The 20,801-nt window shown below is 61.2% G+C and carries 11 protein-coding genes; 6 read left to right on the top strand and 5 right to left on the bottom strand.

Annotation, left to right across the window (positions count from 1 at the left end):
• The first annotated feature begins 52 nt into the window (after window positions 1–52).
• Window positions 53–445 carry a SirB2 family protein gene (locus FVV99_RS01125; RefSeq protein ID WP_148252163.1) on the top strand — a complete coding sequence of 131 codons (393 nt, stop codon included), beginning with the start codon at window positions 53–55 and terminating at the stop codon, window positions 443–445.
• A 32-nt stretch (window positions 446–477) separates the two neighbouring features.
• Here FVV99_RS01125 and iadA read toward each other — a convergent pair whose 3' ends face one another.
• From iadA to FVV99_RS01100, 5 genes are all read right to left on the bottom strand, one after another.
• On the bottom strand, window positions 478–1,644 hold the full coding sequence (gene iadA / locus FVV99_RS01120) for a beta-aspartyl-peptidase (protein WP_148252162.1): 1,167 nt from the start codon (window positions 1,642–1,644) through the stop codon (window positions 478–480).
• Window positions 1,644–4,274, bottom strand: coding sequence for a cyanophycin synthetase (gene cphA / locus FVV99_RS01115; protein WP_148252161.1), 2,631 nt, complete (start codon window positions 4,272–4,274; stop codon window positions 1,644–1,646). Before cphA ends, iadA begins: the two co-directional genes overlap by 1 nt.
• The gene (locus FVV99_RS01110; protein ID WP_148252160.1) at window positions 4,271–5,119 is read right to left on the bottom strand and encodes a cyanophycinase; all 849 of its coding nucleotides are present in this window, start codon (window positions 5,117–5,119) and stop codon (window positions 4,271–4,273) included. The genes cphA and FVV99_RS01110 overlap by 4 nt, the downstream gene beginning before the upstream one ends.
• A gap of 222 nt (window positions 5,120–5,341) precedes the next feature.
• A complete protein-coding gene (locus tag FVV99_RS01105; RefSeq protein WP_148252159.1) occupies window positions 5,342–6,610 on the bottom strand; it encodes an MFS transporter in 1,269 nt (422 codons plus the stop codon).
• Between the two features lie 20 nt (window positions 6,611–6,630).
• Complete coding sequence (locus FVV99_RS01100; protein WP_148252158.1) at window positions 6,631–8,262, bottom strand: MFS transporter; 1,632 nt, start codon at window positions 8,260–8,262, stop codon at window positions 6,631–6,633.
• Window positions 8,263–8,638: 376 nt separating this feature from the next.
• Between FVV99_RS01100 and FVV99_RS01095 the strand changes: the two genes are divergently transcribed.
• The 5 genes from FVV99_RS01095 to FVV99_RS01075 all read left to right on the top strand — a co-directional run bounded on the left by FVV99_RS01095 (window position 8,639) and on the right by FVV99_RS01075 (window position 20,767).
• Window positions 8,639–10,342: a ShlB/FhaC/HecB family hemolysin secretion/activation protein gene (locus tag FVV99_RS01095; RefSeq protein ID WP_148252157.1), complete on the top strand. Its 1,704-nt coding sequence runs from the start codon at window positions 8,639–8,641 to the stop codon at window positions 10,340–10,342.
• A gap of 71 nt (window positions 10,343–10,413) precedes the next feature.
• Window positions 10,414–19,065, top strand: a complete 8,652-nt coding sequence (locus tag FVV99_RS01090; protein ID WP_148252156.1) for a two-partner secretion domain-containing protein — start codon at window positions 10,414–10,416, stop codon at window positions 19,063–19,065.
• Entirely contained in the window at window positions 19,028–19,645 is a 618-nt protein-coding gene (locus FVV99_RS01085) for a hypothetical protein (protein ID WP_148252155.1), read from the top strand. The genes FVV99_RS01090 and FVV99_RS01085 overlap by 38 nt, the downstream gene beginning before the upstream one ends.
• Window positions 19,642–20,106 (top strand): hypothetical protein, encoded by a 465-nt coding sequence (locus FVV99_RS01080; protein ID WP_148252154.1) that lies wholly within the window; start codon window positions 19,642–19,644, stop codon window positions 20,104–20,106. The genes FVV99_RS01085 and FVV99_RS01080 overlap by 4 nt, the downstream gene beginning before the upstream one ends.
• Window positions 20,057–20,767: a hypothetical protein gene (locus FVV99_RS01075; protein ID WP_161598943.1), complete on the top strand. Its 711-nt coding sequence runs from the start codon at window positions 20,057–20,059 to the stop codon at window positions 20,765–20,767. The genes FVV99_RS01080 and FVV99_RS01075 overlap by 50 nt, the downstream gene beginning before the upstream one ends.
• Window positions 20,768–20,801: the final 34 nt, after the last annotated feature.

Genomic DNA, 20,801 nt, shown 5'->3' with positions numbered 1-20,801 from the left:
CACTGGCAGGGTGAAATAGTGATTACCGGTGTACTGCAGGGAACACCCGCATATGGCCACGTATTTTCTGATCAAGCATCTGCACATGACCGCCGCCGCGCTGAGTCTTGCGTTATTCATCGTGCGCGCCTGGTGGTCGGTGATCGAATCGCCACGGCTTGAGCGTCGCTGGGTGCGTATTGCGTCGCACGTCATCGACACGGCACTGTTGGCCCTTGGCGTCACCTTGATGGTGATGCTGCGATTCTGGCCTCACCAGCATCCGTGGCTCGCCGCCAAGCTGATCGCACTGGTGGTCTACATCGTGCTGGGAACGATTGCAATCAAACGCGGGCGTACCCCTCGACAACGCGGTATCGGTGCTGTCGCCGCCATCCTGGTGTTTCTCTACATGGCCGGCGCGGCGATACGGCACAGCCCGTTATCCTGGTTGGCCGGCGGCTGACAGACGCGGGGCTTCGGCAGGCCTACACGGCACTACGGCGAGAGGTCTCTGGCGTAGAGTCGCTTCCCGGCCACGAAGGTCTGTTGCGGCTGGAGGTCGCCGTCGAGCAGGGTTATGTCGGCATCATGGCCGACGGCCAGGTGGCCCTTGCGGTCATGCAGCCCCAGCACCCGGGCCACATGGCTCGAGATCAGGCCAAGGGCCTGATCGAGTGGCAGTACCTTCTCGTGTACCAGGCGCTGCCAGTCCGCGATCAGGGCGGTATTGCGTGCTACGCGCATGCCGATATAGTCGCCCTGGGCATCGAATTCGGGCAGGCTGCCGTTGCAGTCGGAGCTCATGGTGATACGGGTTACCGGTACGCCGCGGTCGAGCAGCCGCGCCACCGCGTCGAAGGCGGAAATGTCCTCCTCGCCGACTTCGTCGAAGGCGGTCACATCCACGCTGGCAGCGAAGTTCAGCGCATAGTCGGCGGCCTCCTCGAGCAGGGTGCGGTGGCGATTCACGTGAGTGGGGATCACCTGCTCGGCGGGAATCTCGGTCTCCGCGAGCAGCCGGCGCAGCGGCTCGAGCCCCCGCTGCCCATCGCCGACATGAAAGTGGCAGATGCCGCGTTTGCCGGCCAGCATGCCACCGACGCGCGCCTCGCTGACCAACCGCGCGATCTCGTCCTGGCGAGGCTGGCTGGAGCGATGATCCGAGATTGCCAACTCGCCCAGGCCGATGACCTCGGGGATCCAGGCCAGATCACGCTGCACGTCGCCGGTGAGGGTCGGCGGCGGTACGCGATACGACCCCGTGTACATATAGGCCGCGATGCCTTCGGCCTTGAGCCCACGCACCTTGGCCAGCAGGTCCGCCGGCGAGCGGCTGATGCCGTCGGTGCCCAGCACCCCCACCACGGTGCCGATACCCATGACGGCGATCTCGGTGGCGCTGATCGCCGGGCAGCGGGTACCGCAGCCGCCTTCGCCGCCACCTCCCGTTACGTGGACGTGCTGGTCGATGAAGGCGGGCACGGCGATGAGGTCACGTGCCTCGATCACCTCGATCGGCCAGCCTGCCGGGATCGCCAGGTCGTGCCCCAGGGCGGCGATGCGGCCGTCGGCAATCAGGATGTCGGTGGCCGCAAGCGGCTCCGGCGCCTGGATACGCCCCACCCGCAGTAGCGTCAGCAGGCGCTCGTCTGCCCTTTCCATCAAGCCGACTCGCCGGTGGATTCGGCGGATAACGAGAAGCGCCGGCCCTGGAAGCGCTCGATGGCCCCGGCGATGTCATCGATCAGCAGTACCAGCAGGTCACCTTCGCTGGCCTCGTCGAAGGCCCGGTCGACGGCCCGGGCCTCATCCATGATGATCTCTATCCGACAGGCACTACCCACCGACTCGGCGCCGTCGCGCAGCAGGCCGGCGGCCTCGCCGGGCGTGCGACCCCGAGGATCGGTCTCGTAGATGTAGACGATGTCATGCATGTGCGCGAGCAGGGTGCCCAGTTTGAACAGATCCTCGTCGCGGCGATTGCCCGGGGCGCTGGCCACGCTGATGCGTCGCCCCGCCGGGATCCGGCTGACCAGCTCGCTGAGGGCCTCGAGGGCTGGCACGTTATGCCCGTAGTCGATGAGCACCTTGACGCCGTCAGCTTCGATGAGGTTGGTGCGGCCGGGATTCTGTCCGGGGGTGGGATGGAAGGTCTGCAGACCCCTCTGGATATCGGCGATGGAGAGCCCCAGGGCATAGGCGGCCGCGCTGGCGGCGAGGGCGTTGGCGACGTTGAAACGGGCGTGTCCCTCGAAGGTGATCGGCACGTCCATGACCGGGATCACCTCGGCCTCGACATGGCCCTGACGCATCACGATGCACTCGTTGTGGAGAGTGAAAGCCACCCCGTGTTCGCGGACATGTTGCCGGACCGGCCGCGAGTCGGGATCCATGGTGAAGAGGATGGTCTCGCCACGCACCCACTCCTGGCCGGCCAGGACACGCGGGTCATCGGCATTGAGCACGGCAGTGCCGCTCTGGCTCACGGCATCGATCACCACCGTCTTGCAGCGTGCCAGTTCGTCCAGGTTCTGGATATCGTGCTCGCCCAGGTGGTCGCTGGCGATATTGAGCAGCACCCCCACGTCGCACTCGTCGAAACCCAGTCCGCGGCGCATGATGCCTCCGCGGGCGACCTCGAGAACGGCGGATTCGACGGTGGGTTCGCGCAGCACGATGCTGGCCGCCTGGGGGCCGCTGTAGTCGCCGCGCATGATGACATGGTTGTCGATCTCGATGGCGCCGGTGCAGGCCATACCCACATTGCGACCCGCCTGGCGCAGCAGGTGGGAGATAAGACGCACCGTGGTCGTCTTGCCGTTGGTGCCGGTAACCGCGACGATGGGAATGCGCGCATTGCTCTCGGGGTCGGGAAACAGCATGTCGATCACATGCTGGCCGACATCGCGGCCGGTACCGTGGGTGGGCGACAGGTGCATGCGAAAACCGGGCCCGGCATTGACCTCGACCACCGCGGCGGGCTGCTCCTCCAGTGGCCGGGTCAGGGTCTCGGCGAGCAGATCGATGCCGATGATGTCGAGACCGATCAGGCGCGCGATGCGCTCTGCCGCGTAGCGTACCTCTGGGTGGACGTCGTCGGTCACGTCCGTCGCCGTGCCCCCGGTGCTCAAGTTCGCCGTAGGCTTCAGATAGACGATCTCGTTCTTCGGAATCACGGTCTGCAGGGTCAGGTTCTGCTGGTCGATCAGCCGCTGCGACTGTTCGTCCAGTTGGATCTGCGTGAGCAGGTTCTCGTGCCCGATGCCGCGACGCGGGTCCTGGTTCTCCCTGTCGACCAGGGCCTGCAGCGTGGCGACTCCATCACCGATCACATGGGCCGGTCGTCGCCTGGCGGCGGCCACCAGTTTGCTGTCGATGACCAGCAGTCGATGATCCTCGCCCTTGATGTATTGCTCGACGATCACCGAAGGGCCGCGATGGGCGGCAATGCCGAAGGCCTCACGCAGGGCCTGGTCATCATCGATGCCGGTGCTCACGCCGCGGCCGTGGTTGCCGATCAGCGGCTTCACTGCGACGGGATAGCCGATGTCGCGCGCGGCATCAAGGGCGTCATCGATGGAGGTACAGACCCGGCCGTGGGGAACCGGAATGCCAGCATCGCCGAGCACCTGCTTCGTCCAGGCCTTGTCGTCGGCAATACCATAGCCGATCAGGTCCGTATGGCAGGTCACCGTTGCCTGAATCCGCTGCTGGCGGTGGCCGTGACCCAACTGGATGTAGCTGTTCTCGTCACTCAAGCGGATATGAGGGATGCCACGCCGCTCGGCGGCTGCAACGATCGAGGCGGTGGAGGGCCCCAGCATGTGGGTGTCGCGTACTGCCTTGAGGCGGGCGATGATCGCCGCCATGTCGATCTCGCCGCCATGGAATAGTCGAGTGACCAGCTCGACGGCTTCGACGCCGACCGCCAGGCCGCAGGCTTCGTCCCGGTAGCGGTAGACGACGTTGTAGATTCCGGGGTCGTAGCTGTCGATGGTCTTGCCGTAACCGACCGAGAAGCCGATCAGGTTCTGGAGCTCGATCGCCACATGCTCGACGACGTGACCGGCCCAGGTGCCTCGCTCCAGACGCTCCACGAAGCCACCGGGTCGGCCGACCGAGCAACGGTGCTCCTGTAGGGTGGGCAGTAACCCGAGGAGGCGTTCGACGATGCCGGGAACGGTATCGCTGGGCCGTTCCTCGAGTTCGCCGATGTCCAGACGCATGAAGATGGCCGGGTAGCGGCTGTAGTAGTTTGGCCCCCGCAGGGCCCGGTGTTCGAGGATATTCATCGTAGATCTGCCAGAGTGGTGATGAGCGCGTCGGCGGTAAGATAGCGTCGCGCCTCGATATCGAAGCCGTGACCGCTGACCAGCGCATGCAGGATCAGGTGCTCGATGGCCACTGCTTCTCCCATCGCCAGATCGGCGATGTTCGAACTCGCCAGATCGCGGCTATCGATGAGGATGACATGGCCCGGGCCGATGGCTTCGATTACCCGGTTCGGATGAATGATCACCGCGGCATCCTCGCCCAGCCCCACGCCCAGGTACTCCGGGTTGGTCGCCCCGACCTCCATCAGGCGCGTGAACCGTCCGCGTTCGAGAAAGTGGCTGTCGATGATCAGGCCTTCGACGAGCCCGAGGCCGAAGGTCATGTTGACGGCGCCCTTGCGCAGGGCATCGGCGGCAGCACCGTTGTAGATCATGGTGCCCGGCATGGCCGCTGCGCCGGCACTGGTTCCGGCCACGACCGCGCCCGCCTTCAAGCGGTTGCGGATGGCCGTCAGGGCGTCCGAGCCGCCCATCACGTTGGTCAAGCGGAGCTGGTCACCACCGGTGAAGAAGATGACTCCGCTCTGCTCGATCCGGCGAACGGTCTCGGCTTCGGCCGCCTGTCGGCGGTCGCGGATGGCCAGGGAATGGACACGGCTGGCGCCCAGGCGAGAAAAGGCCGCTTCGTAGTCGGGCAACACCTCGTCGGGAATGCTGCTCGCCGTGGCGATGACGGTGACCTCGTCCTGGCCCTCGGGGGCCAGGGCAAAGACTTGTCTCAGGATCTCGAGATCGGAAGTCCTGTCCTCGGCGCCGCCGATGGCCACGATGCGGCCGGGTGCCACGGGGTGTTGGGAAGCCATAACCTGTTCGTCGCCCAGCGACGCTTTTGAGCAAACACAGAAGCCATGTTCGCGTGAATCACTTGCCGAATGGCAGGATGCTTGCTGCCTACACTTTCACTTATAACAGTTATCCCGGTGCGGGGCACGTTATCGCTGGCTTGGACGGCCCCTAGGGCCGCCCGTATGCGGTATTCCTTATGTCGCTATAGCGTGAGGCGGGCGGCGTTTTGCGGGCCTGGATCAAATCTTGGCGGGGCGCGCGGGATGCCGTTCGTCGCGGGTCAGTATGGGGGCCCGGCGCTCGGTCCACCACATCCAGATGATGGAGACCAGGGTCACGCCGAAGCACAGCATCCACACCGTGGTGGCCACCCCGGTGAGGTCGACCAGGGCGCCGAACATGATCGGCAGCAGGAAGCCACCCACACCGCCGGCCAGGCCGACGATACCGGAGACCAGGCCGAGGTTCTCGTCGTACTCGTTGGAGAGGTACTTGAACACCGAGGCCTTGCCGATACCCCAAGCGATGCCCACCACGAACAGCGCCGTGGTGAACAGCCATACAGGGATACCGAAGCCGAACTCCACCACGCCTTCACCACCGGCCGCCGCTACGCGGTAGTGGGTCTCCGGGTAGGACATGATGAACAGCGCGATCAGGCTGGCCCACATGCAGCTCCAGGTGACGGTGTGGGCGCCGAAGCGGTCGGATAGCCAGCCACCGAAGGCGCGGATCACCCCGGAGGGCAGCACGAAAATGGTGGCGATCAACGCCGCCAGTTGGATGCCCATGCCGTACTCATTCATGTAGTAGCGGGTCAGCCACAGTGAGACCCCCACGTAGCCGCCGAACACCACCGAGTAGTACTGGCAGTACTTCCATACCCGAGGGTCGTTGAGCAGCCTGGCCTGCTCGCGTAGCGAGACCCGCTGCGTACTGCGATGGGAGGGATTGGTATAGGTGAAGAACCAGAACAGGACGGCGGTGACCAGCATGATCACCGCGTAGATGTTGGGCACCGCCTGCCAGCCCAGTACCACGATGGCCGTGGGGGCGATGTACTTGGTCACCGCGGCTCCGGCATTGCCGGCACCGAAGATGCCCATGGCCAGGCCCTGACGGTCCCTCTCGAACCACTTGGCGGTGTAGGTGATGCCCACCGAGAAGGCGCCGCCCGACAGGCCGATGAAGGCGCCCAGTACCAGCAACTGCCAGTACTGAGTGGCGAACTGCACCAGCCAGATGGCCGGCACTACGCAGACCAGCACGATGAAGAACACCGGGCGGCCGCCGAAGCGGTCGGTCAGCGAGCCCAGCGGCAGCCGCATCAGCGCACCGGTGAGAATGGGCGCCGCGGTGAGAATACCGAACTGGGTCCCGCTGAGATCCAGTTCCTCGGCAATCGGAACGCCGATCTCGCCGAACATCGTCCATACCATGAAGCACATGGTGAAGGCGAAGGTGTTGGCCACCAGGACCGATGTCTGCTTGAAGCGCGTTGTCGCCATAGCGTGGATGCTCTCGTCAATCAGGGATTCTTGATGTAGGCGTTGCGACGCAGATAGAACCACCAGTTGACGATCAGGCAAACGGCGTAGAAAGCCGCAAAGCCGTACATGGCCAACTCCGGTGAACCAGCTTCGATCTGCTTGCCCATGACCCGAGGTGCGATGAAAGCGCCATAGGCCGCGACCGCGGATGTCCACCCCAGGACGGGCCCCTTCTTCTGCGCATCGAAGATCACGCCGATGCTGCGGAAGGTAGAGCCATTACCGATACCGCTGGCGGCGAACAGCACGATGAACAGCACCAGGAAGAACCAGAAGTACTGGTTGGGGTCGGTAGCGCTGTAGGCCAGCATCATCACGTACCCTGTGGCGATGGAAGCAAGGACCATGATCACCGAAATGACCTGCGTGACGATCGAGCCGCCTACCTTGTCGGATATCCAGCCACCTATGGGGCGAATGGCGGCACCGACGAACGGTCCCATCCATGCCCAGGTCATGGCGCTGGGGGCGTCGGGGTTGGCGACGCGCTCCCAGTCGCCGTTGTCTGTCTGTTCCAGCATCGAGCCGAAAATGACTTCGATGGAGAGTGGCAGCGCCGCCGAGAAACCGATGAACGAGCCGAAGGTGAGAATGTAGAGCAGACTCATCGACCAGGTATGTTTGTCATGGAAGATGGCGAACTGCTTCTGGATGTTGGGCCTGATATCTCCGGGTATCAGGCGCATCAACCCGAGTGTCAGCACGATGGTCAAAGGCAGAGCGAACCACATGTTGAACCAGCCCAGCCCCACCGGCGGTGGCAGCATGACGTACAGCCCGATGGCCGATGTCAGCAACCCGAGATTGTACAGACCGAAAATCTTGCCGAAGGCGGCCAGTGGAGGCCCGGGATTGGGGGTGATGGAACGGATGTTGTTCATGCCGAACCAGGCCGCGGCACTGAGTGGGATCAATACGACAACCCCCAGGAACCCCGGGTTCTGCAACCAGGTATCGGTCCCTTCGGGAATACGACCGATCAATGTGCCGCTGGCTCGCTCGAGCGCCATGGGGGTGCCCGATAGGCCGGCGAATATCGCCGCGGTCATCGACAGCGGAATCAGTATCTGCATGCCGGTTACGCCCAGGTTGCCCAGTCCGGCATTGAGCCCCAAGGCAAGACCTTGTTGGTGTTTGGGAAAGAACGAGGAAATATTGGCCATCGAGCAGGCGAAATTGCCGCCACCGACACCGGATACGAGAGCCAGTAATTGGAATGCCCAGAGCGGTGTATCCTGGCTTTGCAGTGCCAGATAGGCGCCCAGACAAGGAATGATCATCAGGGCCGTGGTCAGGAAGATGGTATTCCGGCCCCCGGCGATGCGAATCATGAAAGAGGCAGGGATGCGCAGTGTCGCACCGGATAGTCCGGCAATACCCACCAGTGTGAAAAGTTCTGCCTCCGAGAAGGGAAAGCCGAGATTGTTCATCTGAACCGTGAGCATCCCCCACATCTGCCAGTAACCAAAGGCGACCAGCAGGCACGGGATCGAAATCCACAGGTTACGGTAGGCGATCCGTTTGCCTTGTTGTTCCCAGAATGTCGGATCTTCAACGTCCCAGTGTTCGACATCCGCATTGCGGCCGATACCGGCAGTAGTGTCAGCCATCGCCTTCCCCCTTGGGTTATTCACGTCACCGGTCCTTTCCTGGTCCGTTCCGTACCGTTGAGCCGAGATGACGCGGCACGGCCGAACTCAAGCGCACGATAAGCCGGTCAATCACCGGAATAAACCGGGTGTCAGGGAAGGGAACAAGGCGAAATACCTCTTTCGAGATACAAGGGATATACAGTCAATTCATTGATTTAAAGAAATTTTTTGTGACTTGTCAGCATGTGGAGGCGCTGTGCCGGCTACGCAGTTTCTTTGGAGGTACTCATAAAAAGTCCTGGGGAAAATCGTAGGGATATTCCGGCTTACCTAAAGTTTCCGGTGGATCGACCGATATCCGTAATGCGAGTCATTGAGATGCAAGGATGCACTAATGAACCGGAAACGTTATCGACTTGTCTTCATCGTTGCCGCTTGGTCGGCGCTTATCTGGCACTCCGGTCTGCAGGCGCAGGATGGCCCGTTCGACGACACACTGCGTCGTCAGCAGGAACGGGAGCGAGCCCTGCAGGATCGTCAGACACTTGATCCGGACGTGCGCCTGTCGGTTCCGGGCGAGGCACCCGAACGTCTGCCCGACGATGAGGCGCCCTGTTTCTTGATTCATGACATCGATCTGCAGGGCGATGACGCGCAACGCTTCGCTTGGCTGCTCGACGCCATTGATGGCGGTTCGCTCAATGACGACCCTCTGGGGCGTTGTCTGGGTACCCAGGGCATCAACCTGGTGGTCACGCGTGCCCAGAATGCGTTGATCGAGCGTGGCTATATCACCAGCCGTATCCTGGTGGAGCCCCAGGATCTCAGCGGCGGCACACTCATGCTCAGTCTGGTCCCCGGGCGGATCGAGCGCATTCGGGCCGCCGCTCCACAGCGTTTTCATGCCACCCTGGGAAATGCCGTGCCGATCGGGCAAGGGGACATCCTCAACCTGCGCGATATCGAGCAGGCACTGGAGAATCTGCAACGCCTGCCGTCGGCGGATGTCGACATCCGGATCGCGCCGGGCGAGACCCCCAATGGCAGCGATCTGGTCGTCGATTACCGTCAGGGGCGGCCACTGCGCGCTTCCTGGTCGGTCGACGACAGTGGCAGCGATGCCACGGGGCGTTATCAGAGCAGTGTAACAGTGGCCTATGACAACCTGCTGGGCGTCAACGACCTGTTCTACGCTAGCTTGGGCAAGGACCTGGGCGGTGGCGACGCTGGCTCACGTGGCAATCGTAGCCGCTCCTTCCACTACTCCGTGCCTTGGGGTTACTGGAGTCTGGGCACGACATATAGTGACTATCACTATCACCAGACCGTCGCCGGCGCCTTCGAGGATATCGTCTACGAAGGCTCGAGTCGCAATATCAAGGTCACCCTGTCTCGAGTGATCCATCGCGCCGCTTCCCGCAAGACCACCGCATCATTCAGCGGCTTCCAGAATCGCTCGCGTACCGCCATCGATGGCGAGGAGATCCCCGTCCAGCGCCGTCAGGTTGGCGGCTGGGAAGCCGGACTCGCGCATCGCGAGTTCCTGGGGCGTGCCACGCTTGACGCAGAGATGTTCTATCAACGGGGAACCGGTGCGTTCGGTTCGTTGCCTGCACCGGGGGAAGCGTACGGCGAAGGGACGTCACGTTTCCAGATCGTCACAGCCAATGCCGAGCTCGATGTGCCGTTTGAGGTGGGTGAGCAGGCGCTGCGCTATCTTGGCCAATGGCGATTGCAACGTAATCTTACCCCACTGGCACCGTTGGAGCGCTTTTCCATCGGCAGCCGTTATACCGTGCGCGGCTTTGACGACACTGGCCTTTCCGCCGAGCGTGGCTGGCTGATCCGCAACGAACTCGAGATGCCGCTGGGAAGCAGCGGCCAGGCGCTCTATGCCGGGCTCGACTATGGCCGAGTCGGCGGCGCGAGCAGTGAATGGCTGCTCGGCAAGGAACTGGGCGGTGCGACACTCGGCCTGCGCGGTAAACTGCTGCGCTTCATCGATTACGATGTGTTCGTCGCCACGCCGATCAGCAAGCCGGACGGGTTTCGCACCGACAGCCACGACGCCAGCTTCAGTGTGCACGTGGCGTTTTGACAGCAGCGCTAAAGTGCGTGTCGGCGCTGCCGATATGCAAATAAGGATCATTTGCACGAAAGGAATCGATAATGAACCGGTACTGCTATCGCCTGGTCTTCAACAAGGCCAAGGGGCGACGGGTGGTCGCTTCGGAGGCAGCCACCTCGGAGCGCCAGGATGGCGCAGCAACGCCCCGTGGCCATATGTCGTCCCACTCTGTGGCTCTCCGCCGAATTCTCGGCACCCTCCAACCGCTGGCCTGGAGCATCCTGCTGGCGCTAGGCCTGGTGCCGGTTCCGGTGCATGCCCAGATCGCCCCCGACCGCAGCGCTCCGGGTAGCCAGCGCCCCCATGTACTGAATAGCGCCAATGGCACGCCGCAGGTCAATATCACCTCACCGAACGCCAAGGGCGTGTCGCGCAACGCCTATCGCCAGTTCGATGTGGATGGCAAGGGGGCGATCCTCAACAATGCTCGCACCGCGACGCCGACCCGGATCGGGGGCTGGGTGCAGAGCAACCCCAATCTCGCTACCGGTGAAGCGCGGGTCATCGTCAACGAGATCAACTCCTCGAACCCGAGCCGACTGCATGGTGCGGTGGAAGTCGCGGGCAGGCGCGCCGAGGTGGTCATTGCCAACCCCGCCGGCATCGATGTCGACGGGGCAGGCTTCATCAACACCCAGGGCATCACCCTGACCACGGGCCAACCGCAATATGATAACGGCGCGTTGGACGACTACCGCGTAGAAGGTGGCACAGTCCGGATTCACGGCGACGGCTTCGATGCCGGCGATGCCGATTATGCCGCCATTCTTGCCCGCGCCGCCGACATCCAGGCCGGGGTGTGGGCCGAGGAGCTGGAGGTCGTCACCGGCGCCAACCGGATCAGCGCCGACCGCCAGGCGATCGATACCATCGAGGGCAGTGGCGAGTCCCCGAGCGTGGGCATCGACGTTGCCCATCTGGGCGGCATGTACGCCGGCAAGATCCATCTCATGGCTACCGAGCGTGGTGTCGGTGTCCATCATGCTGGTGACATGGTCGCCGATGAAATCGTGGTCGAAGCGGATGGACGTATTACCAACCATGGGCGGATCGCTACCCGGGAGGACATGCGTCTGGCGAGCCGCGGCGATATCGCCAACTACGGTTCACTGCGTGCCGGTGACGAACTCGTCGCGACCAGTGACGACGAGATCGCCAATCGCGACAGCGGGACGTTCATCGCGCGGGACGATATCCAGCTATCGGCGGCTACCCTGAGCAGCGACAGCGACTCTCTGCTCGCCGCCGGCGTGCGCGACGATGGGGCGTTGGGAGAACATGGCGATCTGACTATCTCGGCAACCCGTGCCATCGAGGGGCGTGGGCAACATATCGCCGCAGGGGGGCTCTATGCCCAGGCTGAAACCGTGGCACTGCGAGACAGCCATACCCAGGCACACGATATCGACATCGTGGCGGGGCAAGAGGGTATCGATGCGAGCGGCGCTACCCTTGCCGCACAAGGGGAGCTCAGCACCAGTACACCCGGCTCGCTGCGTACCGACGATGCCAGCGTCGTCGCCGACACGCTCACTCTCGATATCGGCGCACTATCCAATATCGGTGGCGATATCGTGCAGCTTGGCGAGCAGCCGTTGTCGTTGACGCTCGAAACTTTCGATAACACCTCGGGGCGACTGGCCAACAATAGCGGTACGTTGGAGATAGAGGCCGAGGGCGATATCGACAATACCCAGGGGCAGTGGCTGGCGGAGCAAGTCGACGTTAGCGCTGCCGGATTGAACAATAGCGACGGCCTGATCAGTGCCTCCAGTGGTGAGCTGCGTGTGCAGGCGGACGAGCTCGACAATACCCAAGGGCGCCTGGAAGCCACCGACGATCTGACCCTCGACATCGCCGATACTCTGACCAACGAAGGCGGCGAGATCGTCCATGCCGGCGAGGGCATGGCCCGAATTGGCGCCTCTCATATTGAAGGCAGCGATGGTTTGATTGCCAGCCAGGGCGAGTTGACGCTGAAAGTCGATAGCATCGTCCTCGATGGCGCCGCCACCAACGCCGAACGTATTGCCGTGCAGGCTGAGCATCTCAGCCATCGCCAGGGCGAGATGCAGCAGGTTGGCGATGCTGCTGCCCTGGCACTGAACGTCGACCAGTCGCTGGATAATACAGAGGGCTTGATCAGTGCCTCCAGTGGTGAGCTGCGTGTGCAGTTGGACGAGCTCGACAATACTCAAGGGCGTCTGGAAGCGGCTGGGAATGTCACTCTCGCGGTGGATGAGATGATCACCAACCGGGGCGGCGAGATCGTCCATGCCGGCGAGGGCGCAGCCCGAATCGATGCCACTCGTATGGACGGCAGTGATGGCTTGATCGTCAGCCAGGGCGAGTTGACGCTGAATGCCGATAGCATCGTCCTTGATGGTGCCACCACCAACGCCGACTCCATCGCTCTGCAAGCCGAGCGCCTGAGCCACCGCCAGGGCGAGATGCAACAGGTCGGCGACAGCCATGCCCTGGCACTTAACGTCGACCAATCGCTGGATAATACCGGCGGGCTGATCGCCGGCAATGCCGGGCTCGATATTGCCACCTTTGAGCTGACCAATACCGCCGGCACCTTGCAGGCGGTGGACGATATCGGGGTGAACGCCGGGAGCTTGCATAACCACGGCGGCGATATAGTCGCCGGCGACACCCTGGCCATCGAGGCCGAGGGCGATATCGACAATACCCAAGGGCGTCTGGAAGCCGCCGCCGATCTGAGTCTCGACATCGCCGATGTCCTGACCAACGAAAGCGGTGAGATCGTCCATGCCGGCGCGGGCGCGACCCGAATCGGCGCCTCGCACATTGAAGGCAGCGATGGCCTGATCGTTAGCCAGAGCGAGTTGACGCTGAATGCCGATAGCATCGTCCTCGATGGCGCCACCACCAGCGCCGACTCCATCACTCTGCACGCCGAACGCCTCAGCCATCGCCAGGGGGAGATGTCGCAGCATGGCGATGATGCCGAGCTGCTGTTGGCGATTCGCGAAGCGCTGGACAATCGCGAGGGCTGGATCGCTAGCCTCGCCGATATTTCCTTGGACGCCGGTGATCTCGTCAACCACTCGGGTATGCTGCAGGCGGCGGACGACGTGAGGCTGGAGACGGGCACGTTGAACAATCGACAAGGTGAGATCCTGGCCGGTGACAGTCTGGGACTCGACGTCAACGGAGGACTCGACAATACCGGTGGTCGAGTAGTGGCATCGGGCGATGCCGCCCTTTCGACGGCCTCTCTCATCAACGCCGATGGCATCCTCGCCACACAGCAGGGCGATCTCTCCCTGGATAGCCTGGGGACTATCGACAATCGCCAGGGACGCCTCGAGGCGGGGGGCGGGTTGGCATCGGTCAGTCGCGCGCTCGATAACCGCAATGGCGATATCATCGCGACAGCGGTCGACCTCACCACCCAAGCGCATCGCCTGAATAACCGCGGTGGCCTGATCGCCGCCCGGGAGTCGCTCGAGTTGGCCAGCGGCGAGCTCGACAACACCGGCGGCACGCTGCAAGCGGGTGACGGTCTCGCTCTCGACACCCATGGCAAGGCGCTGCTCAATACGGAGGCTGGCACGATCCTTGGTGAGGACGATGTGTCGCTGACGGTGGGAGGTCTCGACAACACGGCGGGCCTGATCGGTGCCGGCACGGGGCTTGACCTCCGGGCCGACACCATTACCAACCGCGATAGCGGCACGCTACTGAGCGAAGCCGACATGTATGCGGCGGCCGCCAGCCTCGACAACCACGGCGGCCAGCTCCAGGCCCTGGGTGACTTGAGCCTCGACCTTAACGGCAGGCTTGGCAACCGAAACGGTTTGATGCGCGCCGGCCAGACGCTGGAATTGAGTGCGAACCAGGTGTCCAATCGCCATACCCAGGGCGACGACCAGGGCATCGAGGGGCACAGGATTCAACTGGACGCCGACGAGCTCGACAACCGCCAAGGCACCATTCGCGCCGACCAACTGGCCGAAATCCAGGTGGATGAAGGCGTGAATAACCGCGACGGTCTGATCTCGTCGCTCGATACGCTGGCCATACAGGCCAATGACATCGACAACCGCGCTGGCACCCTGATTGCCGACCGGGCCCTTGATCTGACGACGGCCCGCTTGACCGGCGACGGTCGCGTACTGTCGCTGGGCGATCTGGCACTGCGGCTGGCCGGCGACTTCACCCTCTCCGTGAGCGGCGAGATGATGGCGGAGGACGACCTTCATCTCGTTACCAGCGGCTCGATCGACAATCGGGGCAGACTGAGTGCCGGCGATACCCTCTCCATCGAGGCCGGGCGCCTGGACAACGCCGCCGACGGCGAGCTCTCCGGCACCACGACCCAGATCGACGTCGAGCGCTTGACCAACCGCGGCCTGATCGACGGAATCGAGACCCACATAGTTGCCGATGTGCTCGACAACCTCGGCACGGGGCGTATTTATGGCGACCGGTTAGGCATTCAGGCCGGAACTCTCACCAATGACGTCGAGAACGGCCAAGCCGCGGCGATTGCCGCCCGCGAGCGCCTCGATATCGGTGCCCACCGCCTGACCAATCGCGAGGACGCACTGATCTTCAGCGCTGGCGACATGGCCATTGGCGGACGTCTGGATGCGAACAGCAGGGCTACCGGCCGGGCGACCCGACTAGAGAATAACAGCGCCACCATCGAGGCGTTGGGGGATTTATCTCTATCAGCGGCAAGACTCGATAATACCAATGAGCACTTCGAAACCGAACTCGTCCAGGTGGCCGACTTACCGCAACAGCGTTATATCGAACCGAGTGGATGGGACGAAAAATTGCCGGAAAGCGAATTCACTTGGCTGAATACTGTGGACTACGGCATCAGAGTGTATCAAGGAGGTTATCTCTATGGACGCAACAACATTCTTACTGGAGGCGCAACGATTCTGCGCTGGATGGAATACGATGCCGAGCGCACCGAATACGAAAGCCAAGTTGTGCACTCCCGGCCTGGGCAGATTCTTGCCGGTGGCGATATGTATCTAGGGGGTGACGAACTGCTCAACGACAAGAGCCAGATCTTGGCCGGTGGCGTGCTTAGCGGCGATCTCGAGCGGTTGGAGAATCGCAAGGCACAAGGGACGCGCTATGTCGAAGAGAGCGGTATCAAGCGCAGTAGCTCCCCTTCTGGTAATGGAATGTGCCAAGGTTCGAATGGGTGCGGTTGGCGCGAATACTCACGCAAATGGAGTGAGTGGCAAGACTATTCCTACTCCGGCGAAGCCGATACCTTCGCACTGCCCGTTACGGCGGTCGGCGGCAACCACGTCATCGACGGCAGTGACATCCAGCCTGCTGCGCACACCGGCACGTCGCTCGATGCCTCGGCTCAGGGCTCGCATGGCGCCCAGGTGAACCTCCAGACCAATGGGCCTGACGGCCGCGTTATCGAAGTGCCGGCCCTGCATCCACCCGCCACCCGTGCCGAGGCCAGCCTGGCGTTGGGTGACAGGCAAATGGGCGAGCGGGAGGAGCCTGAATGGTTGGCGTCAATCCCGCTGGATAGGCTTCAGGAAGTCATCGGTACCGATAGCGCGGCATCGGCGGAGATCGAAAGGCTGGCGTCGGCGCATCATGCGCTCGAGAAGACGGACGTCGAGCCACGAGCCGACACCCCGACGGACCGGAACCAGGAGAGCGCCGACACCCTGGCCGCTGCGAATCTTGCCCCTCTCGGCATGATCCGCAGCGTTATGCCGAATGTCACCTTGCCGGCCAACAGCCTGTTCCAGATCAATCCCGAACCTACGGCACACTATCTGGTCGAGACCGATCCACGCTTCACCGATCGGCGAGAGTGGCTCGGCTCCGACTATATGCTCGATGCCCTGCAGAGCGATCCGAGCACGGTCCAGCAGCGCCTCGGCGACGGCTTCTACGAACAGCGGTTGGTCAACGAGCAGATCATGCAGTTGACCGGGCAGCGTTATCTGGCAGGCCATGGCAACGATGACGAGCAGTACCGGGCGCTGATGAACGCCGGTATCACCTTCGCCGAGGAGCACGACCTGCGCCCCGGCGTGGCGCTCACCGCCGAGCAAATGGCCCAGCTAACCAGCGATATCGTCTGGCTGGTGGAACAGGAGGTCACCCGGGAAGACGGCTCCATCACGACGGTGTTGGTCCCGCAGGTCTATGCCCGGGTGCGCGAGGGCGATCTGCACGAAGACGGCACCCTGATAGCGGGTGACTCTCTAACGCTCGATGTGAGGAACGATATCGTCAACACGGGCACTCTGGCCGGTCGTGAGCTCGTCGAGCTGACGGCGGAGAACATTGCCAATCTGGGTGGCCGCATCGGTGGTAACCGGGTCGATCTCGAGGCGCGTAACGATCTCGACAATATCGGCGGCGAGATAACCGCCGGCGAATCCCTGGCGCTGCGGGCCGGCCGAGACCTGACGCTGGCCAGTACCCCGGAACGCCTGGCCGGGCTTTACGTCACCGAGGCTGGCGGCGGCCTGAGCGCCGATGCCGGTCGTGACCTGAGCGTTGTCGGTGCCGACCTCGACAGTGCCGGAAAGCTCCAGCTCGGTGCCGGCCGTGACCTGGATGTCACCAGTACCCTGGTCAGTGACCAGACTAACCTTGGCTATCGACTCAGCAGCACCGAACTCGAGCGCGGTACGACTCTGTCGGCGGGTAGCGATCTGGTATTCGACGCCGGGCGTGATCTAACCCTGACGGCGGTCGAGGCGAGTGCCGACGGTGACGGTTTGCTGAGTGCCGGCCGCGATGTGACGCTGGATGCATTGGCGACTCATGAGAGCCGTAGTGCATGGTGGAACACGACCCGGGAAAGTGCAGAGATCGGCACCCAACTGGATATCGGCGGCAGCCTGGCGCTTCTGGCCGGACAAGATATCGCCGCCCGTACCGCCCAGTTAAACGCCGGAGATGACCTGACTCTCTCCGCCGGTCGCGATATCAGCCTGGAGGCCGGCCTCTCCCGGCAGTATGAAGAGGCGCGCCGGGGGCGCACCCACACCATCGACAGTCAGACCCGGGTGCAATCCACCACGCTCGAAACCGGTGGCGACCTGCTCTTGCAAGCCGGCAACGATCTACGCCTGACGGCCAGTCAGCTACGAGCCGAGGGTGACGCGGCCCTGATGGCCGGTGACCGGATCGACCTGCTCACCGCCCAGGAGGAAGACTACTCCCTCTACGAATCGCGCAGTAGCGGTCTATTCAGCAGCAGTTATCGGCGCGACGAAGAACACGACATCCGCGACGTCGGCACTCATATCACCGCAGGTGACGATATGACTATCGTCAGTAGTGGTGACCAGCACTATAGCGGCGCGCGTCTGGAGGCCGGCCAGAACCTGGCACTACTCAGCGATGGCGAAATCGCCTTCGATATGGCCAGCGACCTGCGCCAGGAATCCCACGAGCGCAGCAAGAGCAATTTCGTGAGCCAATCCGCCAAGGGGAAAGGCACCACCCGTGAAACCCTGCGTCAGAGCGAGTTGGTCGCGCAAGGCGATATCTTGCTGCAGGCGGAGCAGGGCATTCACGCCCTCTACACCGCCCGACGCGGCGAAAGTCTCGATCAGGCCATAGAGCGTGCCGTGGCCGATAACCCGGATCTCGCCTGGCTCCAGACCCTGCAAGGCCGCGATGACGTGACCTGGGAAAGCGTCGACGCCTTCCGCGACGAATGGAGTTACAGCCACAGCGGCCTGAGTCCGATAGCAAGCACGATCCTGACGGCAGTGGTTTCCTACTACACGGCGAATGCCGCCAGCGGTATGATCGGCAACCTTTCCGGCACGGCGGCGGGTTCCCAGGCGACATTCGCGGCAGGCGCCACGACGGCAAGTGACACCGTGATAGCGGCAGGCTCGGGCAACGCCATTCTCTCCGGTATAGCGGGCGGCGCCGTGGGTAGCGGCGTGGGCGCGTTCAGCCAAGGGGGTGACTGGAGAGAAGCGGCTTGGCGAGGTGGCGTTACTGGTGGTTTTACGGGCTATCTAAGTGGGGGGACTTATTACGATAACTCTTCTGTCCTATTGGAAAAGACCCAGGATTATTTGAGCAAAGGCGATATCTCCGCCGTTCTTAACCAAGGGGCGCATATCGCTATGCAGCAAGTCTATGGCGAGTTACAACAGAAAATGGCGGATGGAGTGGGACTTAACTCGGATGAGCTCAATTGGCTGCTGATGGCGGGTTCGATCACAGGAGATGCTTTAGTAAGCAAGGAGAGAAATAGATATACACAAACCGATCAGGATTACACCCAAAGTGCAGGTGTAGGTGGGAGAGGATGGTTGCATCGAGGGCCTGGTCATATAATGTTTGATGCTGTAGACACTGCATTGACCTATCAGGATTTGCCTACCAATACGGTGCATAACTATCTCTACGATCCTAATAGGGCTGCTAATAACACAGCGTATACCGGCCATAGTCTGGGAACCGGTGATGGCGCCTATCTTGGTCGTCATGGTCTAGTGGAAACGACCTACCTATATTCCGTACCTTTTGGCATCGTAGCACCGTCCAATGCAAAGGTGACACTGGGTAGTGGTGACTTAGTCAATGGCGGTGTCTTGGGTAAGGCTTTCAACTGGGACGCTAAGGTGGTCCCCCTCTTACCATGGGAGCACAATTTTGATAACTACAAACGCTTTATTAAAGCTGTCGATTAGCCTGGTTGCGATAACTATGCTGGCTTCCTGTATGTCTTTCTCGGCTTATCAAGAAGTAGAAATTGGCAATGGGACGTTCTCAGCTAGACCGGAAATTTTTCAGGTGGATTCTCAGGGCTATCCTGTTTTTATTCTGAAAGAAGGTTATCGACAAGGGCCTGTGACAAGTATAGGAACTAAAATGCCCAATATTTATAAGGAAGATTATTGGCAAGTGACCTATCGGTTAGGAAACAGGTTCTTGGTGCACTCAAGTAGCTATTCAAAAAGGAACAGGGTTATGGAGTGCGAGCTCTATTATGGGCGTGAAGGGGAGAGTTGCAAGAAATCATCAGAGCCTAGCGAATACACGCCTCATATATATATAAGAAGTACCGGCCATGCATATGGGTGGCAACATATCCGTTATTCGCGTAATCCATTTGGAAAAAAATCTTGGTTCCGGATAGATGATGTGGGCAACTGGTCAGGCCAGCCTTGGTTCGAGTGCGTTACACGTTGCGATAAGCTGGAGCGCATGCAACAAGAAGAAATGGATGAGCCGGATCCTTTTGGAGGACCAGGAGGGGGCCGTATATGACAGTGGTGGTGACTTGCTCGGCAGCAAATGCTACCAGCCCTAGCGGTGGGATTACCGGAGGCTTTACCGGCTATTATACCCGAAGAGAAAGTCCTGTGAGTGGTCTTTTCGACTTGGTTGACAGCGTCGTAGGATACCAATATCTACCGGATGTTACTGTACGGAATCAGTTGGTTACGAATGGAGCTAGTCTGCTAATTGCCGGTGGGCATAGCTTAGGCACTATTACGCAACCTTACCTAGCCCGCCATGGGTTGGTGGAGCAAGCTTATTTGGAAGCCGTACCATTTGGCATCGTGACACCGCCAAATACTACTGTGAAACTTGGAAGTAGAGATTTTATTAACTTTTCTTATTTAAATAAGTTGTTCAACCTTCACGCGGATGTCGTGCCATTTGATAGATGGCAACATGCTATGGAACATTACCAGAGGTTTAGGCCAGGATATAGTGAAGATTGATATGAATATTACTTTTAGAATTCCATTTGCCTTCATGGCTATAGCCTGTCTTATTGCTGGTTGTATGCCTCATGCTGCTTATAGAGCTTATCAAGAGCGCAAGGAAGGAAATGAAGCTTTTGCCATTAACGACAACTATTTAAGAGTTGATCCAGAGAGGTATCCTGTTTTTTCTGTTGCCGAAAACCGTGAGGCTCCACGCAGCAGTGTAAATCCTGATACAGGCTATGAGGGTAGTCGGAATCCCGACTTTTCTGTGGAGCATAATTGGGAGGTAACGCATGCCTTCAGTGGTCGCTTTCTGATTCATTCCGAAGGGTATGAAAGTGATAGCTGCTGGTTGCGTTCTGGAGATGATCGTCGACGTCAAGAAAATTGCAGGGAAGAAGGTAAGGGACACTCTTTTAATATATATGTCTATGTCCGGCCAACTGGAGAAGCTTATGGCTGGCAATATATGGCTAATCAAGAGCGCCGCTTTTTAGATTCCGATAAAGTATCTCTATTCCGTATCGACGATAGCGGCGATTGGTCCGGCCAACCTTGGTTCGAGTGTGTCGACCGCTGTGACAAGCTGGAGCGAATGAAGCAAGAAGAGATAGAGGGCGGCGATCCGTTTGGTGTGGGAGATGGCGAGGAGCAGGGCAGTGAGATCGAGTAAGCTCGCTCCAAGCTCCACCGCTGGCGGTGACCTG

This window comes from Aidingimonas lacisalsi (assembly GCF_008079445.1).
In the GTDB taxonomy this organism is placed as follows: domain Bacteria; phylum Pseudomonadota; class Gammaproteobacteria; order Pseudomonadales; family Halomonadaceae; genus Aidingimonas; species Aidingimonas lacisalsi.
This window is presented reverse-complemented; position numbering and strand designations above follow the sequence as displayed.